Origin of the sequence: Olsenella sp. An290, assembly GCF_002159535.1 — a bacterium.
Classification (GTDB): Bacteria; Actinomycetota; Coriobacteriia; order Coriobacteriales; family Atopobiaceae; genus Thermophilibacter.
In genome coordinates this window covers 1-17,690 of record NZ_NFIU01000003.1, presented here as the reverse complement: position 1 = coordinate 17,690, position 17,690 = coordinate 1, and the positions used below count along the sequence as shown (strand labels likewise).

At 68.9% G+C, this 17,690-nt stretch carries 17 protein-coding genes; 9 read left to right on the top strand and 8 right to left on the bottom strand.

What is annotated here, in order from left to right; all coding sequences use genetic code 11:
- Window positions 1–96 precede the first annotated feature (96 nt).
- Window positions 97–747, bottom strand: coding sequence for an HAD family phosphatase (locus B5F84_RS02865; protein ID WP_087320538.1), 651 nt, complete (start codon window positions 745–747; stop codon window positions 97–99).
- A gap of 118 nt (window positions 748–865) precedes the next feature.
- The gene (locus B5F84_RS02860; protein WP_087320535.1) at window positions 866–1,816 is read right to left on the bottom strand and encodes an SPFH domain-containing protein; all 951 of its coding nucleotides are present in this window, start codon (window positions 1,814–1,816) and stop codon (window positions 866–868) included.
- A 120-nt stretch (window positions 1,817–1,936) separates the two neighbouring features.
- On the opposite strand from B5F84_RS02860, the gene B5F84_RS02855 reads away from it, so the two are divergent.
- Both B5F84_RS02855 and B5F84_RS02850 read left to right on the top strand, forming a co-directional pair.
- Complete coding sequence (locus B5F84_RS02855; protein ID WP_087320532.1) at window positions 1,937–2,938, top strand: hypothetical protein; 1,002 nt, start codon at window positions 1,937–1,939, stop codon at window positions 2,936–2,938.
- A gap of 88 nt (window positions 2,939–3,026) precedes the next feature.
- Window positions 3,027–4,181: an aldo/keto reductase gene (locus tag B5F84_RS02850; protein ID WP_087320530.1), complete on the top strand. Its 1,155-nt coding sequence runs from the start codon at window positions 3,027–3,029 to the stop codon at window positions 4,179–4,181.
- 104 nt (window positions 4,182–4,285) lie between these two features.
- Here B5F84_RS02850 and B5F84_RS02845 read toward each other — a convergent pair whose 3' ends face one another.
- On the bottom strand, window positions 4,286–6,073 hold the full coding sequence (locus B5F84_RS02845) for a Tat pathway signal sequence (protein WP_204205486.1): 1,788 nt from the start codon (window positions 6,071–6,073) through the stop codon (window positions 4,286–4,288).
- A gap of 306 nt (window positions 6,074–6,379) precedes the next feature.
- Here B5F84_RS02845 and B5F84_RS02840 point away from each other — a divergent pair, with 306 nt between their 5' ends.
- Window positions 6,380–7,360 carry a hypothetical protein gene (locus tag B5F84_RS02840; protein WP_204205485.1) on the top strand — a complete coding sequence of 327 codons (981 nt, stop codon included), beginning with the start codon at window positions 6,380–6,382 and terminating at the stop codon, window positions 7,358–7,360.
- A gap of 435 nt (window positions 7,361–7,795) precedes the next feature.
- Here B5F84_RS02840 and B5F84_RS02835 read toward each other — a convergent pair whose 3' ends face one another.
- From B5F84_RS02835 to B5F84_RS02825, 3 genes are all read right to left on the bottom strand, one after another.
- Window positions 7,796–8,839 carry a hypothetical protein gene (locus B5F84_RS02835; protein WP_087320528.1) on the bottom strand — a complete coding sequence of 348 codons (1,044 nt, stop codon included), beginning with the start codon at window positions 8,837–8,839 and terminating at the stop codon, window positions 7,796–7,798.
- Window positions 8,840–9,422: 583 nt separating this feature from the next.
- Window positions 9,423–9,629 (bottom strand): helix-turn-helix transcriptional regulator, encoded by a 207-nt coding sequence (locus B5F84_RS02830; RefSeq protein ID WP_087320525.1) that lies wholly within the window; start codon window positions 9,627–9,629, stop codon window positions 9,423–9,425.
- Window positions 9,630–9,639: 10 nt separating this feature from the next.
- On the bottom strand, window positions 9,640–10,263 hold the full coding sequence (locus tag B5F84_RS02825; RefSeq protein WP_087320522.1) for a DUF2975 domain-containing protein: 624 nt from the start codon (window positions 10,261–10,263) through the stop codon (window positions 9,640–9,642).
- A 183-nt stretch (window positions 10,264–10,446) separates the two neighbouring features.
- On the opposite strand from B5F84_RS02825, the gene B5F84_RS02820 reads away from it, so the two are divergent.
- The 4 genes from B5F84_RS02820 to B5F84_RS02805 all read left to right on the top strand — a co-directional run bounded on the left by B5F84_RS02820 (window position 10,447) and on the right by B5F84_RS02805 (window position 14,138).
- On the top strand, window positions 10,447–11,025 hold the full coding sequence (locus B5F84_RS02820; protein WP_087320520.1) for a xanthine phosphoribosyltransferase: 579 nt from the start codon (window positions 10,447–10,449) through the stop codon (window positions 11,023–11,025).
- Window positions 11,026–11,606: 581 nt separating this feature from the next.
- Window positions 11,607–11,936, top strand: a complete 330-nt coding sequence (locus B5F84_RS02815) for a metalloregulator ArsR/SmtB family transcription factor (protein WP_087320518.1) — start codon at window positions 11,607–11,609, stop codon at window positions 11,934–11,936.
- 48 nt (window positions 11,937–11,984) lie between these two features.
- Complete coding sequence (locus tag B5F84_RS02810) at window positions 11,985–12,203, top strand: cation transporter (RefSeq protein ID WP_087320516.1); 219 nt, start codon at window positions 11,985–11,987, stop codon at window positions 12,201–12,203.
- 21 nt (window positions 12,204–12,224) lie between these two features.
- Window positions 12,225–14,138 carry a heavy metal translocating P-type ATPase gene (locus B5F84_RS02805; protein ID WP_087320513.1) on the top strand — a complete coding sequence of 638 codons (1,914 nt, stop codon included), beginning with the start codon at window positions 12,225–12,227 and terminating at the stop codon, window positions 14,136–14,138.
- A 33-nt stretch (window positions 14,139–14,171) separates the two neighbouring features.
- On the opposite strand, the gene B5F84_RS02800 is transcribed toward B5F84_RS02805, so the two are convergent.
- Window positions 14,172–14,426: a glutaredoxin domain-containing protein gene (locus tag B5F84_RS02800; protein WP_204205484.1), complete on the bottom strand. Its 255-nt coding sequence runs from the start codon at window positions 14,424–14,426 to the stop codon at window positions 14,172–14,174.
- Window positions 14,427–14,517: 91 nt separating this feature from the next.
- On the bottom strand, window positions 14,518–15,561 hold the full coding sequence (locus B5F84_RS02795; protein WP_087320510.1) for a D-alanine--D-alanine ligase family protein: 1,044 nt from the start codon (window positions 15,559–15,561) through the stop codon (window positions 14,518–14,520).
- Between the two features lie 185 nt (window positions 15,562–15,746).
- On the opposite strand from B5F84_RS02795, the gene B5F84_RS02790 reads away from it, so the two are divergent.
- Together B5F84_RS02790 and B5F84_RS02785 are read left to right on the top strand one after the other, a co-directional pair.
- Window positions 15,747–16,187: a hypothetical protein gene (locus B5F84_RS02790; protein WP_087320507.1), complete on the top strand. Its 441-nt coding sequence runs from the start codon at window positions 15,747–15,749 to the stop codon at window positions 16,185–16,187.
- A gap of 191 nt (window positions 16,188–16,378) precedes the next feature.
- A complete protein-coding gene (locus B5F84_RS02785) occupies window positions 16,379–17,572 on the top strand; it encodes an MFS transporter (protein WP_087320504.1) in 1,194 nt (397 codons plus the stop codon).
- The last annotated feature ends 118 nt before the right edge of the window (window positions 17,573–17,690 follow it).

Sequence of the window (17,690 nt, the reverse complement as noted above, 5' to 3'; positions counted from 1 at the left end):
GAATCCGGCGCAAGCGTAAGAGCACGCAAGCGGGAAGAACGCGCAAGCGGGAAGAACGCGCAAGCGAAAGAGCGGACCCGCCGAGAAGGACGGCCCCTACCCCAGGATCGCGGCGGGGAGCTCGGCCAGGCCCCCGAGCACGGCCGCGCACGCGAGGGCCACATCGGGGGCGGGCTCGGCCCACTCCGGGACCAGATAGGTCGCCATGCCCGCCGCGAGCGCGGCTCGCGCCCCGTTCATCGAGTCCTCCACCGCAGCACAGGTCTCGGGCGCAGCGTCGAGGCGCCGCGCGGCCTCGAGGTAGATGTCGGGCGCGGGCTTGGAGCGCGAGACCTCGTCACCGAAGGTCATCGTAGAGAAGAACGGCGTCATGCCGAAGCGGTCCATCTCCTTCTGGGCGTGCTCTCGCGCCGTGGTCGTGGCAAGCGCGAGCGTGACGCCGGCATCGGCGAGCGTGCGCAGCGCGTCGAGCGCGCCCTCGCGCGGAACGAGGATCTCGTCCTCGAGCGCAAAGAAGAGCTCGTGCTGGTGCGCAAAGAGGCGGTCGGTGAGGCCCTCGTCGCCGAACTCCTCGTTGATCATCGCGCACGAGGTGGGGATGCTGCAGCCCACGAAGGCGTCCCAGATGCGCTCCGGGACGTCGAGCCCCAGGTCGGCCGCCGCGCGGCGCCACGCCGTCTGGCTCACGCGCTCCGTGTCGATGAGGGTCCCGTCCATGTCGAAGATCACAGCCTGGGGCGTGGGCATCAGCGTCCTTTCGTCGCGCCTTATGTTCTGAGGCCGCATTGTATACGAAGGCTCGTCCCCTCGCCGCACGAAGGGACGAGCCGTGCGTGCAAAAGTGACTGTCCCCTTTGCACGGGGGTTACTGCTGCGGGCGGGCGGGCGGCACGCTCGCGTCGCGCTCGGCGGCACCCGCGGCGAGCATCTGCTCGAACATGCCCGCGGTCTGCGTGAAGTCGCTCGGCAGCACCACCGTCGAGGCCTTGCCCGCCTTGGCGAACTCGCCCATCATCTCGGTCCACTGCGTGAACATGAAGAGCTGGTTGGCCTCGGCGGCCGAGACGCCCGTCTCCTGGATGGTGGCGAGCGAGTCGGAGATGCCGGCCGCGATGGCCTTGCGCTGGTTGGCGATGCCCTCGCCGGACTTCTCCATGGCCTCGGCCTCAGCCTGCGCCTCGGTCACGCGGCGGATGCGGTCGGCCTCGGCGAGGTCCTGCGCCGCGGCCTTGGTGCGCTGGGCGGCGTTGATCTGGTTCATCGAGTCCTCGACCTCGGCCGGCAGCGCGATCTTGGTGATGAGCGTGGAGACGAGCGTGAAGCCGTAGGCGGCCATCTGCTCGGACACGGTGGCGTTGACGTCCTTGGCGATGTCGTCCTTCTTGGCAAAGACCTCGTCGAGCGTGTAGACCGGGATCGACGAGCGCAGCGCGTCCGTGATGAAGTCGCGCATCTGCGCCACGGGCTGCTGCAGCATGTAGTAGCTCTTGTAGACGCCGGACTGCTGCGGGGTGGCGCCGGTCTCGTAGCTCACGTGGTACTGGGCGGAGATCTCGAGGCCGATGGTGACGTTGTCCTCGGTCTTGACGTCGATGTTGAAGCCGTTCTTCATCGTGCGCAGGGAGACCGTGGCGGCCTTGCGGTCCACGAAGGGGATCTTGGCGTGGAAGCCCGCGCCCACGATGCGGTGGAACTTGCCCAGCCGCTCGATGATCACGGCGTGCTGCTGCTTGACCACGTAGAACAGGTTGCCGGTGACAAGGCCCACGATCAAGAACACGACAAGGACGAGAAGAACGAAGCCTACGAGCTCCATAGTCACTCCCTAGAACGTCCAACAGGTTCTTCTCAGCATACCCAACTGGCCGGACAACAATATACTGGGAGCAGAGTTTTTACCGTGAGCTGGCACTTTCGCCGGACGGAGGGAGTCCCCATGCCTGCTTTCCGCTTCTCGCGCCCAGACGAGTCCCAGGTGGACCCCTTCAACGCGGGCGAGCCCGAGCTCCCCTGCGACGAGCCCGACCTGCCCGGCGCCGCACCTGAGGAGCCGCCCGCCGAGGGGCCTGACTACGCCCCGCACGGCGAGCCGGGCGGCCAGCCCCACAAGGCCGATGACGACTACCAGGCGCCCACCACGCGCGGCCACGCCTACGACGCCCCCTCGACCGACGAGCCCCCGGCGCCGCGGCGTCGGAATCGCCGCGGGCGGCCCGCGGCGACCGAGCCCGTCAGCACCCGCAGGGCCTCGGGCTCGAGGGTCGGGAAGCTCGTCGCGGCGGTCGTCGCCATCATCATCGCCGTGAACGTGGCGGCTCCCATCCTCATGCTCGTGGGCGAGTTCGCGGAGAACGTGTCCTCGTCTACCGAGGACGTCTCCTACCTGGTCCACGAGAGTGACGATGCCGACGAGGAGGCCCTCGAGCTCGCCGCCTCGGCCGCCCTCTCGGGCGCGCTCGCGGACCCGGAGTCGGGCGCCCTGCACGGCCGCATCGCAGAGTACCTCGACGAGAAGCTCCTCACCATCGAGGGCTACTCCGCCGAGCAGCTGGGGATCGACGCGGACGCCTTCGCCACCTGGGCCGTCTCCCAGACGTCCTTCTCGACCGACGGGGGCTACGACCGGGAGGACGGGACGGCGACCGTCTACGTGGACATCGTCGCGCCCAACGTCAACGACATCTTCTGGGCCGCGAACGAGGGGCTGTCCGACTACCTCATGGAGAACGACCTCTGGGGCAGCTACTCGGAGGACGCCGCGCCGCTCTCGGAGGACCAGCGCGCCGTCGCGGCCACGCTCTTCGAGGACGCCGTGGACGCCGCGGGCGCCGGCGAGTCTCTGAGCTACTCGCTCGACCTCACGCTCGAGGACGACGCGTGGGCCGTCGATGCCGACAGCCTCTCCGACCTCTTTGTGAGCGCCTACTCCCTCTGGTAGGGCGACCTGCCGGAAGGGCCCCTTCTCGCCGGGGGCGGGCGGGGACGGCGTACAATGGTCCCGGCACATCCGAGGGAGAGGGGACCCCATGAACGCCACCGCACCCACCACGCACGCCGCGCCCTTCGAGGGCGCGCGCGGAAAGCTCGGCTTCGGCTGCATGCGCCTGCCCAAGCTCGAGGACGGCACCGTCGACATTGCCACGTTCACGGAGATGGTGGACGCCTTCCTCGACGGGGGCCTCAACTACTTTGACACCGCGCGCCCCTACCACTCCGGCGGCTCCGAGCCGGCGCTCGCGCAGGCGCTCGCCGCGCGCCACGACCGCTCGGAGTTCCTGCTCGCGGACAAGCTCTCCCCCAACGGCTTCGAGCGCCGCGAGGACATCCGCCCGCTCATCGAGGACCAGCTGCGCACCTGCGGCGTGGACTACTTCGACTTCTACCTCATGCACTCGCAGGGCATGGGCAACTACGAGAAGTACCAGCGCGAGGGCGCCTACGAGGAGGCCTTTGCCGCGCGCGACGCCGGGCTCGTGCGCCACGTGGGCTTCTCGTTCCACAGCAACGCGGCCTTCCTCGACAAGATCCTCACCGACCACCCCGACGTCGAGTTCGTCCAGCTGCAGGTCAACTACCTCGACTGGGAGAGCGGCGTCATCCAGAGCCGCGCGTGCTGCGAGGTGGCCGCCGCCCACGGAAAGCCCGTCATCGTGATGGAGCCCGTCAAGGGCGGACGGCTCGTCAACCTGCCCGAGGAGGCGCGCCGGGCGCTCGCCGCCGCGGGCCCGGGCTCGCCCGCGAGCTTTGCCCTGCGCTTCGCCGCGGGGCTGCCGGGCGTGGAGATGGTGCTCTCCGGCATGGGCACGCCCGAGATGATCGCGGAGAACGTGGCCACGTTCTCGCCGCTTGAGCCGCTCTCCCCCGCCGAGCGCGACGCCATCGACCGCGTGACCCAGATCCTGCGCGGCCAGAACGCGATCGAGTGCACGGCCTGCCGCTACTGCGTGGACGGCTGCCCCAAGAAGATCAACATCCCCGACGTCTTCTCCTGCCTCAACGCCAAGCGCGCCTACGGCGAGGACTCGGCCGGCTTCTACTACAAGTCCGTCCACACGGGCCACGGCCACGGCCTGGCCTCCGAGTGCGTGGGCTGCGGCGCCTGCGAGCGCGCCTGCCCGCAGCACCTGCCCATCCGCGAGCTCCTGCGCGAGGTGGCGGCCGAGTTCGAGACCGAGGCCTAGCCTCTCCGCGCCGGCTGACGGGGCCCGGCGGGCTGACGGGGGCGGGGCACGCCGTCGCCCCCGTCCGTCCGCCGGGCCCGACGCGCTGCCGTCAGGCGGACCTGTCAGGCGGACGGGTCCTTCTCGCCCAGCGACGTCACCACGGCAACGCCGTCCTCGCCCGGCCGCTCCGCGGTGAAGGCGACCTCGTCGCCCGGCTGCCACGCCACGACGCCGATCAGCTCCGGCAGCGCGCAGTCAAAGATCGTCTTGCTCCCCTCGAGCGTCACGTAGAAGTGCGAGTTCCCGTCCACCACGGCCTGCGCGACCGTCCTGACCACCCCCGAGACCGCCTCGCGCCCGGCCGCCTCGTCCGCCGCCTCGCCCGCGAGCACGCCAGAGTCGGCGAGCAGCGCCAGGTAGTCCTCCTGGCACGCCGCGACCGTGTCTCCCGTCGCGACGCTCTGGTAGGACTCCACGTTGATCATCGCGTACATCTTGACGAGCCCGGCGGCGTCCTTGAGGCTCATGAAGTAGGTGGGCTGGCCGGCCACGTTGAGCAGCAGCGGGAAGGTGGCCTGGTAGCCCAGGTGCTGCACCGCGCCCTCGGCCGAGGCCATCGCCGAGTCCTCCGTGGCCCCGCCCTGGGCCAGCGCGTAGTAGCGCGACTCGCCCGTGCGCTGGTTCACCAGGATGAAGCCCACGTTTGAGCTGTCGGCGGTGACCGAGGACACGCCCGTGTAGAGGTAGATGTCCCCGCCCTGGGCGAGGTAGTTGTAGCCCAGCTCCCCGTTGGTGCCGCTCGTGGTGCGCACCACGCCCTCCTGGCCGAGCCACGAGTTGAGCCAGCCGCCCTGGTAGGCGCCGCTCCAGTTGTACTGCTCGATGAGGAGGTCGGCGGGATAGGCGCGGTCCACCCACGTGGGGACCTCCTCCACGGCATAGAAGTCCGTCTCGCCCGTGCAGGCGTCCACGAGCACGACGGCGTAGATGTCCGTGCCGCCAAAGAGCCCGATCGTGCGGCGCTGGACCGGGTAGACCCACCAGGGGTGGCCCTCCTCGTCCAGCTCGAAGGACTTCTGGTCGAACATGAGGTCCGGGTAGGAGAGCTGCACGTGGCGGTCCACGTTGCGCGCGAGCGGCTCGGAGTCGGAGTAGAAGATCGGCTGCTCCAGGCGCACGACCTTCGCCTCCTGCGTCACCATGTCCACGAGCACGTAGGCCGGGATGCCCTCGTCGCGGTTGGAGAGCCACTTGAAGAGGTCCGCATAGGCCAGCGGGCTCACGCGGACGGGGCGTCCCTGGTAGTTGATCTGGCTGTAGGTGTCCGCGATCTCGAACTGGCTCACGTACTCCGGGATGGAGCCCATCGCGCGGTTGCCGAGAAGGACCGCGGAGTCGCGGTCGATCACGGGGACGTCGGCGTAGTCGACCTGCTCGATGTCCGAGGCGAAGTCCCCGTCCGTGGTGGCGAGCACGCTCGCGTAGCGCTCGGCGTTGCCGGGAACGAAGGGCTGGCTCAGAAGCGCCCCGAACGCGATGGACGCGATCACGGCGGCGGGGACGAGCATGAGGCGCCGGTAGAGGGGGCCGTTCAGCACGCTTCGCGCCGCCGCGACGGCGAGGGCGAGGATGCCAAGGAGGCAGATGCCGACAATCCAGAGGCACACGAGCGGGCTCCGCAGGTTGAGCGAGGGGTGAAACCACCAGTAGCACGCGAGAAGGACCAGCACGGCCACGACGGCGAGCACCGCGAGCGCGCGGCGGCTCCAGTGGGCGAGCGACTCAATCGGGTCGGGACGGCGCCCGGCCCCGGAGGGCGCGCGGTCGCCGGAACGACCCCCGTTGGTCGCACGGGAGGCGGCGAAGAGCGCGTCGACGAGCTTCTGGAACGGGCCGTTCGTGCCGGGCATCGGGAGTCCCCTCTCGCGGCGCGCCCCCGCGGCGCGCGTTCACCCCAGTATGACCGAGCATCGCGCGCGGGGGAAGTCGGGGCGGCGGCCGGGGTCGGGGCGGCGGCCGGCCGCTTTCCCGAGGCGCCCTACGGTCGCTTTCCGGCGGTGGGCGCGCGTCATGGTTCTTCTCGCGAGGGCTCGCCTGTGTCTGGCGCGCGGGCCGCGATGGTGCGAAAATGGGTCGGTCGCGAGAGGGGCGCCGGGCCGAGGGCCAAAGCGTCGCCGACCGCGGCCGGACCATCGGCCATGACGCAGGGAGGCCTCATGAGCGATTCCATCACCAACCAGGACGCGGCCACGGGGCAGGCGCCGAACCTCGTGCACCCCGGCATCTTCTCCGACCCGCACACCCCACACGACCTCATCCCCGCCGCGGACGGCCCCGCACCCATTGACGGGCGCCTGCGCAAGGCGCCGCTGCGCGTCCCCGAGAGCTACGAGGCCTGCAGCGGCTTCACGCTCTTCGGCCGGCGCATCCGGACGCTCCTCTACTCGACCGACGTCGCCGCGATCCGCAACTCCAACGCGGACGCGATCTTTGCCGTCTACCCGTTCACGGCGCAGCCCGCCATCACGCAGGCCCTGCTCACGGTGGCCGAGGCCCCGCTCTTCGTGGGCGTGGGCGGCGGCACCACCACGGGCCGGCGCGCCGCCGAGCTCGCGGCCGTCTCCGAGATGCAGGGCGCGGCGGGCGTGGTGCTCAACTCCCCCGCCACCCCGGAGATGGTGGGGCAGGTGGTCTCGACGGTCGACATCCCCGTGATCGCCACGATCACGCGCTTTGACAACGAGGCTGCCGAGAAGATCCAGGCCGGCGCGCGCATCATCAACGTTGCCGCCGGCCGGCGCACCGCCGGGGTCATCGCCGAGCTGCGCGCGGCCTTCCCCGCGCTGCCGATCATCGCCACCGGCGGGCGCGACGAGACGAGCTCTGCCGCGACGGTGGCCGCAGGGGCAAACGCGCTCATCTGGGCGCCGCCGAGCGTCGTCGAGCTCCAGCGCGACATGATGGTCCGCTACCGAGAGAAGGCAGAGGCGGCCGCGGAGGCCGCCGGCGAGGAGACGCCGGTCGCCACGGTCGTCCCCGACATCACGGACATGCCCGTGGCCGACGTGCCCACGGGCGTCGTTGAGAGCGTGCCGCCCGAGGTCGAAAAGGCGCAGCAGATCGGTGACGACGACTTCGTGAGCCCGTACCGAGGACGGCTGCCGCGCCTGCCGTTCTTTGGCCCGCGCCGCTGGTAGCGCGCGCCGCGGCGCGGCGTCGGCACCGACGCCGCGCGTGCGCGCTCGAAGCCACGTTCTTCTCGGCCGGGGCCACGCTCTTCTCGCTCGAAGTCACGCTTTTCTCGTTCGGGGCGTGACTTCGAGCGAGTTTTCTTTTGCAGCTCGTTAGAAGTCACGCCTTCAGCGCCCAAAGCGTGAGTTCGCGTGAGTTTTTGCCGACAGCTCAGCCAGAGTCACGCTTTTGCTCGCAAGAACGTTATCACAAGTGAGTTTTCTCCAACAGCTCACCCAAAGTCACGCTTTGCCGGCTGAAGCGTGAGCTATTGTGAGTTTTTCTCGCCAGCTCGCCAAAAGTCACGCCTCTGGGACTTGAAGCGTGACTTTCAAAGAGCTCTTCTCGCCAGCTCGCCAAAAGTCACGCCTTTCTACATTGACGACGCAGACCTCCAGGGGTCAACGCCGGCGCAGGGCCTCCCAGTCAAGCAGAATCGAGTCCGCCGGCACCGCGAGCGGAGAGTTTTCCCGTGGCACGCCATGAAGCTCGAGCTTGCGAACGAGCCCCTCGACGCCCGCCGCCTCGCCGTACGTGAACCGCACGATCGAGACGTCGTAGGCCGTGAGCAGCCCCTCGCGCTCTCGCTGGCCAAGAAGGACCTCCTCCGGGGACCTCCCCTGCGTCATCTCGGGGTCGAGCAGTTTGCGCTCGCCGTCGCACTCCCCCACGATCACGCGACCGTCGGTGCGCGCCCAGAGAAAGTCGACGCGGAACAGCCGGCCCGGATGCAGCGGGTCGGGCACCGCCACCTGGAGCTGTGGCAGAGCAAACCCCTGCTCGATCATCGCGGCACGCGCGATCGACTCGCCCCCACTCTCGGCCCGGCCATCGCCCGCCGCGAGCGTCTCGAGCGCGCGAGCGACCCCACGGCACGATCCCTCGTGCTCCCGAAAGTAGCGCTCAAGCGACTCCCGCCGACCGGCCCTCCCGTGCAGCGCGCGATCGGCGACGACCATGCCCTCGCGGAAGCTCATCCACCTCAGGCAGTCGAGGGTCGTCCTTGGAAGCGGCGTCACGCGGACGCCCGCGCGAACGACCGGGCACTCGCCGGGATAGCTCCCCATCTCAATGGCGTGGTAGCGCAGAAAGTCGGTCCGCGCGGGCCATGACGCGCCGCGGGCGAGCACGTGGAAGGGCCGCTGGAGGGCGTACGAGACGTCGGCACCAAACGCGAGCGCCGCAGACGGGCCGCAAAACACCCGGTCCGGGTGCAGTTCTTGCAGCCCCCGCATGATGGAGAGGCTCTGCTCCGTGGGGTCGAGGCGCCCCCACGCCTCCCGCTCCGCATACAGCCCGCGCGCGGGCGAGACGACCGTGCCGTCCTCGCCCATTCGGCGCCGAAGCGCCATCAGCAACCGGTGCGACGGCGCCGGGATGCACGCGCCCGGCTCGCCGGCCCCCTCGAAGAGCTCCCTCAGCTCGCGATCGACCCTCTCGCTCATGGTCCCCCCTTCCTCTTGTGGGGGCATTCTGGCACGAAGCTCGCGCGCGTGCTTTTGGGATATTTATTATCGTATTTTATCGATTCATAATTTGCTGTGATGTTGCCACATTTCTGCTGTTGGGCAGCTTTGACCATGTGCAGTCAGTTACATGCTAGTTACGTGTAATCCGCAGATGGTAGCAAATCGTCCCTCCAACGGCGGCATTCCCCCAACGCCTCTTTGCAGGCCGTGCGAGAAGAACCTCGCGACGTGATGCGCGCGACACCTTCTGCCAGCTCGCTCGAAGTCACGCGCCCGTCGCCCGGGGCGTGACTTTTGATGAGTTTGCCGCGTTGGCTCACCTGAAGTCACGAAACACGGCTCGAAAGCGTGACTAACTGCGAGTCATCGCGGCCGGCTCGCTAAAAGTCACGCTCACGGCACCGAAAGCGTGACTTTTGATGAGCTTTCTTTCGTGACACACTAATAGTCACGCTTCTATCGCCGAGAGCGTGACTCTGCTTGAGCTCATGCTCGCGGCTCGTCAATAGCCACGCCCCCGCAGCCGAAAGCGTGACTTTAGGGGCGCCGGCACGGGCGCTCACTCGTCAGGCACGTACTCGAGCAGATCGCCCGGCTGGCAGTCGAGCGCACGGCAGATGGCGTCGAGCGTGGAGAACCGCACGGCAGAGATTCTGCCGCACTTGATGCGCGAGAGGTTGACCTCGGAGATGCCGACGAGCTCGGCCAGCTCCTTGGAGCGCATCTTGCGGTCCGCGAGCACGCGGTCAAGGCGAAGCACGATCATTCGCGGGCCCTCACAGCGTCTCGTCGTCCTGCCGCTGCAGGACGCACCCGTACTCGAAGACCCGCGAGACCGCGGCAAGCGCGGCCCCCGCGAGAATCGGCCAGCCGGTCCCTCCGGAAAGCGAGAAGGACGCCCCCGCGGGAGCCGCCCAGGACGCGAGCATACAGAGCAGCGCCGGGACGACGTCGGCCGCGACGAGCAGCACGGACACGCAACGAAGCGAGCGCACCACCCGGTCGCTGAAGGGCCTTCCCGTCCGCGCGACGTCACGGAGCATGAGCGTGACGCCCAGGCACGCGGCGACGCCGATCGCGAGCGCGGGCAGCCCGGACGCGAGCGTGGTCACGGCCGCCCAGCCGCCGCCGTTGTGAACCGCGCTGTAGAGCCCGCCCGACGGGGGCGCTGGCAGCGTGGGGCTGGGATCGGCCATGTAAAGCGCATGCCAGAGGTCGGGCGCGCCCGTGGCGAGGGCGCCCTCCACCCGGGAGCAGACCGCGATCGTCACCGAAACCAGGGCGAAGGCCGCAAGCGCCGTGGCCATGGCGCCCAGACACCAGAGCGTCCGCATCGAGTCCCTGAGCCTGCGCTCGACGTCGGCACGATCGGCACCCGCACTCTCACGCCTTGCCAGCATCTCGCCCCTCCGTTCTTCTCGGCAGTTTTCCTCTAGGCTTCCTCGTGGCTGTTCTTATCGTTCTTATACCAGTAATTATCAGTAATCGATAACTTCTAACGAGTTTTTCAGCGGAGCGGCGCAGAATCGTCGCCGAGCGTGCATAATGGACGGGACGTCAAACCAAATCGAGAGGGGCAGGTCATGAAGGAGCTCGAGGACCGCATCCGGCAGGACGGCATCGTGCGCGAGGGCAACGTCCTCAAGGTCGACAGCTTCCTCAACCATCAGTGCGACGTCGAGCTCTACGATCGCATGGGCGCCGAGTGGGCGCGCCTCTTTGCCGACAAGCGCATCGACAAGATTCTCACCATCGAGTCCTCAGGCATCGGCATCGCGTGCGTCGCCGCGACCCACTTTGGCAACGTGCCCGTGGTCTTTGCGCGCAAGACCGAGTCCAAGAACCTCGACGGGGACCAGTACCGCACCAACATCACGAGCTACACCAAGGGCCGCGAGTACCAGGTCATCGTGGCCAAGCGCTTCCTCACGCCCGGCGAGCACGTGCTCGTGATCGACGACTTCATGGCCATGGGCTGCGCCATGAACGGCCTGCTCGAGATTTGCGACGAGGCGGGTGTCATCGTGGAGGGCATCGGGATCGCCATCGAGAAGGGCTTCCAGCCCGGCGGCAGCAGCCTTCGCGAGCGCGGCTACCAGGTGGAGTCGCTCGCCATCGTGAAGTCGATGGACGGCGCAACGGGCGCGATCGAGTTTGCCTAGGCGGCCGAACGGGAGCGTCCGGGGTGCCCGCGCGCGCCGCTCGCGTCGGGTCGCTTGAGCTTTCTCGCGCTTTGTCACGCTTTCGGCCGGGAATCCGTGAGTTTTTGCGAGTCAACGCTGCCGGCTCGCTCAATGTCACGCTTTGGGCGGCGTTTTCGTGACTTTCAAAGGTGCTGGCGGCGGCAACTCACCAAAAGTCACGCCCCGGCCGCGCTTCGTGACTATGAGCGAGGTATCGGCGAAAGCTCACTCGTAGTCACGTTTCTGCCCCCAACTCTGTGACAATGAGTGAGTCGCCGCCGGAAGCTCACAAAAAGTCACGCCTCACACGTCAATTCCGTGACGAAAAGCGAGCCGCCGTCGCCAGCTCGCTCGAACTCACGCCTCACGCCCCCGTTCCGTGACCTTCGGCGGCGCATTCCCCACCGGGCGAGAGCCCCCACTTGGCGAGAAGAGCCTCGCGCCCGCGCGCTTTCTCGTTGACATATGAACGTATGCTCATATAATCATGTTCAGCATTACATATGTGCGTCCGTTCATATGTTCACTTGAGACGCAAGACTTGAGGAGAGAGGCACGCCATGCCCGAGGAAACCACGCCGGCCACAGAGCCCACCCCCACCGAGATGCCGGACGAGGAGCTGCTCTACGACCTCGCCGACCTGTTCAAGGTGTTCAGCGACACCACCCGCATCAAGATTCTCTACGCCCTCATGGGCCGCGAGCTCTGCGTGGCCGACATCGCCGAGGAGACGGGCTCCACCCAGAGCGCCGTCTCCCACCAGCTGCGCACGCTCAAGCAGGCGCGCCTGGTGCGCTTCCAGCGCGACGGGCGCAACGTGCTCTACTCGCTCGCCGACGACCACGTCTACACGATGCTCAGCCAGGGCATGACCCACATCTGCGAATAGCCGAGAAGAACGTCGGCAAGGAACACCAGTCCACAGGAGGGACCCATCATGCGCAAGTCATTCAGGCTCGACGAGATCGATTGCGCCACCTGCGCGCTCAAGCTCGAGGACTCCATCAGGCGGCTCGACGGCGTCGACGACGCGAAGGTCAACTTCATGACGCAGAAGCTCACGCTCACCGCGGCGGACGAGCGCTTCGCCGAGGTGCTGGAGCGCGTCGTGGCCCTCGTCGCCAAGGTCGAGCCTGACTGCGAGATCGTCCGCTAGCAACACGTTTGGGGGCCGCCCATGAACAAGAAGCAGCGCCGCTGGCGCAACCGCATCGTCATCGCCGTCGCGATCTTCGTGGCCGTGATGGTCGTCGAGAGGACCGGGCTTCTCGCCAGCCTGGTCGGAGCGTCGTCCGAGCCCTACGTCGCCTTTGCGCTCTACTTCGCCACGTTCCTCGTGGCGGGCTACGACGTCCTCATCAAGGCGTGGGGCAACATCCGCCGGGGGGACCCCTTCGACGAGGCCTTCCTCATGACGGTGGCCACGATCGGCGCCTTTGCCACGATCCTCTTCCCCGAGACCGAGCCCCAGTCCGCCGAGGGCTGCGCCGTCATGCTCTTCTACCAGGTAGGCGAGCTCTTCCAGAGCTACGCGGTGGGCAAGAGCCGCAAGTCCATCAGCGACATGATGGACATCGCGCCTGACTACGCCAACGTCGAGCGCGACGGCCGGCTCGTGCAGGTGGACCCCGACGAGGTGGCCGTGGGCGACGTCATCGTGGTCAAGCCCGGCGAGCGCGTGCCCATCGACGGGCGCGTCGTGGAGGGCGCCTCGCAGCTCGACACGGCCGCGCTCACCGGCGAGAGCGTCCCGCGCCACGTGGAGCGGGGTGCCGACGTCATCTCGGGCTGCATCAACATGACGGGCATCCTCCACATCGAGACCACCAAGCCCTTCGGCGAGTCCACCGTGAGCCGCATCTTGGAGCTCGTTGAGAACGCAAGCGAGAAGAAGGCCCGGACCGAGAGCTTCATCACGCGCTTCGCACGCGTCTACACGCCCGCCGTCACGCTTGCCGCCGTCCTCCTTGCCGTCATCCCGCCCGTGCTGGGCATGGGCCCCTGGACGGACTGGGTGCTCCGCGGGCTCACGTTCCTCGTGGTCTCCTGCCCGTGCGCGCTCGTGATCAGCGTGCCGCTCTCGTTCTTCGGCGGCATCGGGGGCGCCTCCCGGCTGGGCATCCTCGTCAAGGGCTCCAACTACCTGGAGCTTCTCGCCCACGTCGACACCGTGGTGTTCGACAAGACCGGCACCCTGACCTCGGGCACCTTCAGCGTGGTGGCCGTCCACCCCGAGGAGGGGGTGGACCCGGACTACCTGCTCTCCCGCGCCGCCTACGCCGAGGCGTTCTCCGACCATCCCATCGCCGCCTCCGTCAAGCAGGCCTACGCCGGCACGATCGACGAGGGGCGCATCCGCGACGCGCACGAGGAGTCCGGCCACGGCGTGTCGGCGACCGTGGACGAGCACGTGGTGCTCGTGGGCAACGACAGGCTCATGGCCGCGCACGGCATGCGCTGGCACGAGTGCGACCTCACGGGCACGGTCCTGCACGTCGCGGTGGACGGAGCGTACGCCGGCCACATCGTGATCGCCGACGTGGTGAAGGAGGACGCCGCCGAGACCATCCGCGGCCTTCGCGAGGAGGGCGTCAGGAAGTGCGTCATGCTCACCGGCGACCGCCGGGACGTGGCCGAGGCCGTGGCCGCGCGCCTCGGCATCGACGAGGTGCACGCGCAGCTCCTCCCCGAGGACAAGGTCGACGCCGTCGAGCGGCTGCTCGCGGGCGAGAAGGACGGCGCGCGCCTGGCCTTCGTGGGCGACGGCATCAACGACGCCCCGGTCCTCATGCGCGCCGACGTGGGCATTGCCATGGGGGCGATGGGCTCCGACGCCGCGATCGAGGCCGCCGACGTGGTCCTCATGGACGACAGGCCCTCCAAGATCGCGACGGCCATGCGCGTGGCGAGAAGGACCATGCGCATCGTGTGGCAGAACATCGTGTTCGCCATCGGCGTCAAGGTGGCCATCCTGGTGCTCGCGGCGCTCGGCATCGCCAACATGTGGCTCGCGGTCTTCGGCGACGTGGGCGTGGCCATCATCGCGATCCTGAACGCGATGCGCTGCATGCGCGTCGGGGCCGCCCGCTAGCCGCGCCGGCCCCGGGGCCGCCGGTCCCGGGGCCTAGAGCTCGCGCTGGAGGTAGGCGATGATGTCGGCGGACTCGTAGAGGGGCGCGCCGTCGATGAAGAGGCAGGGCACCTGCCCCTTGCCTCCCACGCGCACGAGCTCGTCGCGTGCCGCGGGGTCGGCGGCTATGTCCTCCACGGCCACGACGTCGCGCGCGGAGATCCCGCTCCGGTCCATGAAGGAGAGGACGCGCTGGCAGTACGGGCAGGACGGCATGACAAAGAGGCGCAGGCTCGGCATGGCGCTCATGGGGCTCCCTTCGGTCGACTGACCGTATCCTACCCGCGCCCGCCGCCCGCGATTCGTGACAAAAGCGACAGGGCGGGCCGTCGCGTCCGCCCTAGCGCCCGAGCCGCGCCCTGACGAGCTCCTCGAGCACGTCGCCGAGCTCGCGGCCCGCGACGCGCATCATCTGCGGGAAGCGCGAGTAGTACGTGAGGCCCGGCATCGAGTTGACCTCGTTGAAGACGACCTCGCCCTCGGGCGTGACGAAGAGGTCCACGCGCGCGAGCCCCTCGCAGCCGAGCGCCCCGTACACGGCCCGGCCGGCCGCGCGCACGCGCTCCATGACGTCGGCGGGAAGCTGCGCCGGGCAGCGCAGCTCGGTGTTCGCGCCGGGGTCCTTCTCGAGATGGATCCGGAAGAAGCCGTCACCGGAGACCACGATCTCGTCGGGCTCGCCCATCTCAAGGCCGCGCGCGGCGTCGCCCACGATGGCGCAGCCCACCTCGACGCCCGTGATGGCCTCCTCCACCGCGACCTTCTCGTCGAGCTCGAAGGCCGCGTCGAGCGCCGCGGCGTAGGACGGCCCGTCCGCGGCGCGGGAGACGCCGATCGAGGAGCCGCCGCGCGCGGGCTTGACGAAGACGGGAAAGCCGCCGCAGGCCTCGACGGCCGCCGCGCGCGCCTCGTCGGAGCAGCCTCGCCAGAGGACCTCGCAGCGCGGGGAGCGGACGCCGGCGGCCGCGGCAAGACGGTGGGAGGCGTCCTTGTCCATGCAGATGGCGCTTGCCATGACGCCGCAGCCCACGTAGGGCACCCCGGCCACCTCGAGGGCGCCCTGGACCGTGCCGTCCTCGCCGCCCTGACCGTGCAGGACCGGCAGCGCAACGTCAACCTCGAGTGGACGGGCCCCGTCGCCCGCAAGCTCGACGAGGCCGCCCGCCGGCACGAGGGCCACGGGCGCGCAGTCGTGCCCCTCCCATCCCCCGCCCACGATGTCGGCGGGGTCGCCCGTGTAGCGCAGCCAGCGGCCGTCGCGCGTGATGCCAACAAGCACCAGCTCGAACCGCCCGCCCAGCGCCGAGATCACGTTGTCGGCCGACTTGCACGATATCTCGTGCTCGGTCGAGACGCCGCCAAAGAGGAGTGCCACCTTCGTCATGTCATGCCTTTCGCTCGGGGCTCCGTCCGGAGGGATTCGCCCCATTATAGGGGCGACGCGACGACCCGTGGCGCGGTATAGTTCTCATGTGGGCGCACGTGAGGACAGACCCCCGCCGCCCCGCCGCCCGTGACCGTCCCACGGCCCCAAGGGGTCTGCCCCCTTGGGAGGTATGGAGAAGAACCATGTCAAAAGAGCGCAAGTACCTCAAGATCGTCTGCTTCCTCTACGCCCTTGACGCCATCGCCTGTCTCGTCTTTGGCGCGATCGTGCTTGCCGGGATGGGCCTCATCGACCCCGCCGAGACGGTCAGCGTGGGCGGCATCGACTTCCACCTCCAGCCCTGGGCCCTCGGCTTCGGCGTGTGGGGCATCCTCTCGGGCATCTTCTACCTCGTCTTCGCCGGCGCGGGCATCAGGGGCGCCAACACGCCGCGCAAGATCGGCCCCTTCCGGGCGCTGTGCGCCGTGGCCGTGGTTCTTGCGCTGCTCGGCTTCCCCCTCACGCTCGTCTTCAACGACGGCACGCTCGTGAGCGCCAACGGCGTCATGCCGATCGTCTCGCTCGTCTTCTCGATTCTCTGCCTTTGGCTCTCCGGCGCCATCGCCAAGCAGGCGCAGCGATAGCGGCTCCCTCGCGGCACGTCCCGGGCGCGCCCCCCATCCGGGGGGCGCGCCCGACTCATGATGAGAGGATATCTCTCACCGATTGACCAAATTGGCGCGGATATTCCATATGAACCTGCAAGGTGCTCGCTCGATGAGGAGAGCGTTGCGGTATAGTCTGCGCAAGGCCGAGCGCATGGAAAGGACCCTTGATGCCCACCTCCGCCAAGAACCCGATCTCGGCTCGAGAGCTCCTCCCGCTCCTTGCGCTCACGCTCTCCGCCTTTCTCCTCAACACCTCCGAGTTCGTTCCCATTGGGCTGCTCACCGACATCGCCGGGACCTTTGGGCTCACCGAGTCCGGCGCCGGCGCCATGATCTCCGTCTACGCGTGGGCGGTCGCGCTGCTCTCCCTCCCCCTCATGCTCGTCGCGAGCCGCCTGCCCCCGCGCCGGCTCATCGTCGCCGTCCTCGCCGTCTTCTGCGCGGGCCAGGCCCTCTCCGCCGTGGCGCCCACCTTCGAGCTTCTCGTGGTCGCGCGACTCGTGGTCGCGGCGGCGCACGCGGTCTTCTGGTCCGTGGCCTCCCCCTTCGCCGTGCGCGTCGCCGCGCCCGAGCGCTCCTCGCTCGCCATGAGCCTCGTTGTCACGGGCACGTCCGTCGCCATGATCTTTGGCCTTCCCCTGGGGCGCGCGCTCGGCCTCGCGCTCGGCTGGCGCATGACCTTCGCCTGCGTGGGCGGTGCCGCCGCCGTGGCCGTGCTCGCCCTGCTCGCGAGCTTCCCGCGCCTCAGGGCCGCCGAGCCCTTCACGCTCTCGCGCCTCCCCGAGCTCGGTCGCAACCGCCCGCTCGTGGCGCTCTACGCCACCACGGTGCTGATCGCCGGCGGCTACTACACCGGCTACAGCTACATCGAGCCCTTCTTCGCGCAGGTCGCCCAGCTTCCGGCCGACCTCGTCACGGCGGCGCTCACGGTCTTCGGCGTGGCGGGCCTTGCCGGCAGCTGGCTCTTCTCGCGCCTCTTCGACGCGCACAGGACAACGTTCCTCTGCGCCGCGCTCGCGGGCGTGGCGGCGGCGCTCCTGCTGCTCCTGCCGCTCGCCGGGTGGGCCTGGGGCCCGTTTGCCGTCTGCGTCGTCTGGGGCGTCTCCGCCACGGCCATGAACGCCGCGGCCCAGGCGGAGGTCATCCGCGTGACCCCCGTGGCCGCCTCCGCGGTGGCCATGTCGATCTTCTCCGGCCTCTACAACATCGGCATCGGGTGCGGCTCCGCCGTGGGCGGCCTCGTCTGCGACGGCCCCGGCGTGGGGATGGTGGGCGTCGCGGGCGGCCTCGTCGCCGGCGCGGGCGTCCTTCTCGGCGTCATGCGCCTGCGCCCCCTGCTCGACTCCCCGCAGCACCCCTAGCCGCACCCCCGCGACGTCAGCCCCCTCGAGGAAGGACGACCATGCTCGACGATTACGCCAAGGCCCGAAAGCTCGGCCTCAAGCAGGTGGAGAGGGACGTCGCGGACGGCCGCTACCC

What these genes read in the sequence shown, in the direction of transcription:
- B5F84_RS02805 (WP_087320513.1), top strand. Translation starts at nt 12,225, where the DNA reads ATGAACAAGAAGCAGCGCCGCTGGCGCAACCGCATCGTCATCGCCGTC.
- B5F84_RS02865 (WP_087320538.1), bottom strand. Translation starts at nt 747, where the DNA reads ATGCCCACGCCCCAGGCTGTGATCTTCGACATGGACGGGACCCTCATC.
- B5F84_RS02825 (WP_087320522.1), bottom strand. Translation starts at nt 10,263, where the DNA reads ATGCTGGCAAGGCGTGAGAGTGCGGGTGCCGATCGTGCCGACGTCGAG.
- B5F84_RS02815 (WP_087320518.1), top strand. Translation starts at nt 11,607, where the DNA reads ATGCCCGAGGAAACCACGCCGGCCACAGAGCCCACCCCCACCGAGATG.
- B5F84_RS02795 (WP_087320510.1), bottom strand. Translation starts at nt 15,561, where the DNA reads ATGACGAAGGTGGCACTCCTCTTTGGCGGCGTCTCGACCGAGCACGAG.
- B5F84_RS02855 (WP_087320532.1), top strand. Translation starts at nt 1,937, where the DNA reads ATGCCTGCTTTCCGCTTCTCGCGCCCAGACGAGTCCCAGGTGGACCCC.
- B5F84_RS02840 (WP_204205485.1), top strand. Translation starts at nt 6,380, where the DNA reads ATGAGCGATTCCATCACCAACCAGGACGCGGCCACGGGGCAGGCGCCG.
- B5F84_RS02810 (WP_087320516.1), top strand. Translation starts at nt 11,985, where the DNA reads ATGCGCAAGTCATTCAGGCTCGACGAGATCGATTGCGCCACCTGCGCG.
- B5F84_RS02785 (WP_087320504.1), top strand. Translation starts at nt 16,379, where the DNA reads ATGCCCACCTCCGCCAAGAACCCGATCTCGGCTCGAGAGCTCCTCCCG.
- B5F84_RS02790 (WP_087320507.1), top strand. Translation starts at nt 15,747, where the DNA reads ATGTCAAAAGAGCGCAAGTACCTCAAGATCGTCTGCTTCCTCTACGCC.
- B5F84_RS02850 (WP_087320530.1), top strand. Translation starts at nt 3,027, where the DNA reads ATGAACGCCACCGCACCCACCACGCACGCCGCGCCCTTCGAGGGCGCG.
- B5F84_RS02830 (WP_087320525.1), bottom strand. Translation starts at nt 9,629, where the DNA reads ATGATCGTGCTTCGCCTTGACCGCGTGCTCGCGGACCGCAAGATGCGC.
- B5F84_RS02800 (WP_204205484.1), bottom strand. Translation starts at nt 14,426, where the DNA reads ATGAGCGCCATGCCGAGCCTGCGCCTCTTTGTCATGCCGTCCTGCCCG.
- B5F84_RS02860 (WP_087320535.1), bottom strand. Translation starts at nt 1,816, where the DNA reads ATGGAGCTCGTAGGCTTCGTTCTTCTCGTCCTTGTCGTGTTCTTGATC.
- B5F84_RS02835 (WP_087320528.1), bottom strand. Translation starts at nt 8,839, where the DNA reads ATGAGCGAGAGGGTCGATCGCGAGCTGAGGGAGCTCTTCGAGGGGGCC.
- B5F84_RS02845 (WP_204205486.1), bottom strand. Translation starts at nt 6,073, where the DNA reads ATGCCCGGCACGAACGGCCCGTTCCAGAAGCTCGTCGACGCGCTCTTC.
- B5F84_RS02820 (WP_087320520.1), top strand. Translation starts at nt 10,447, where the DNA reads ATGAAGGAGCTCGAGGACCGCATCCGGCAGGACGGCATCGTGCGCGAG.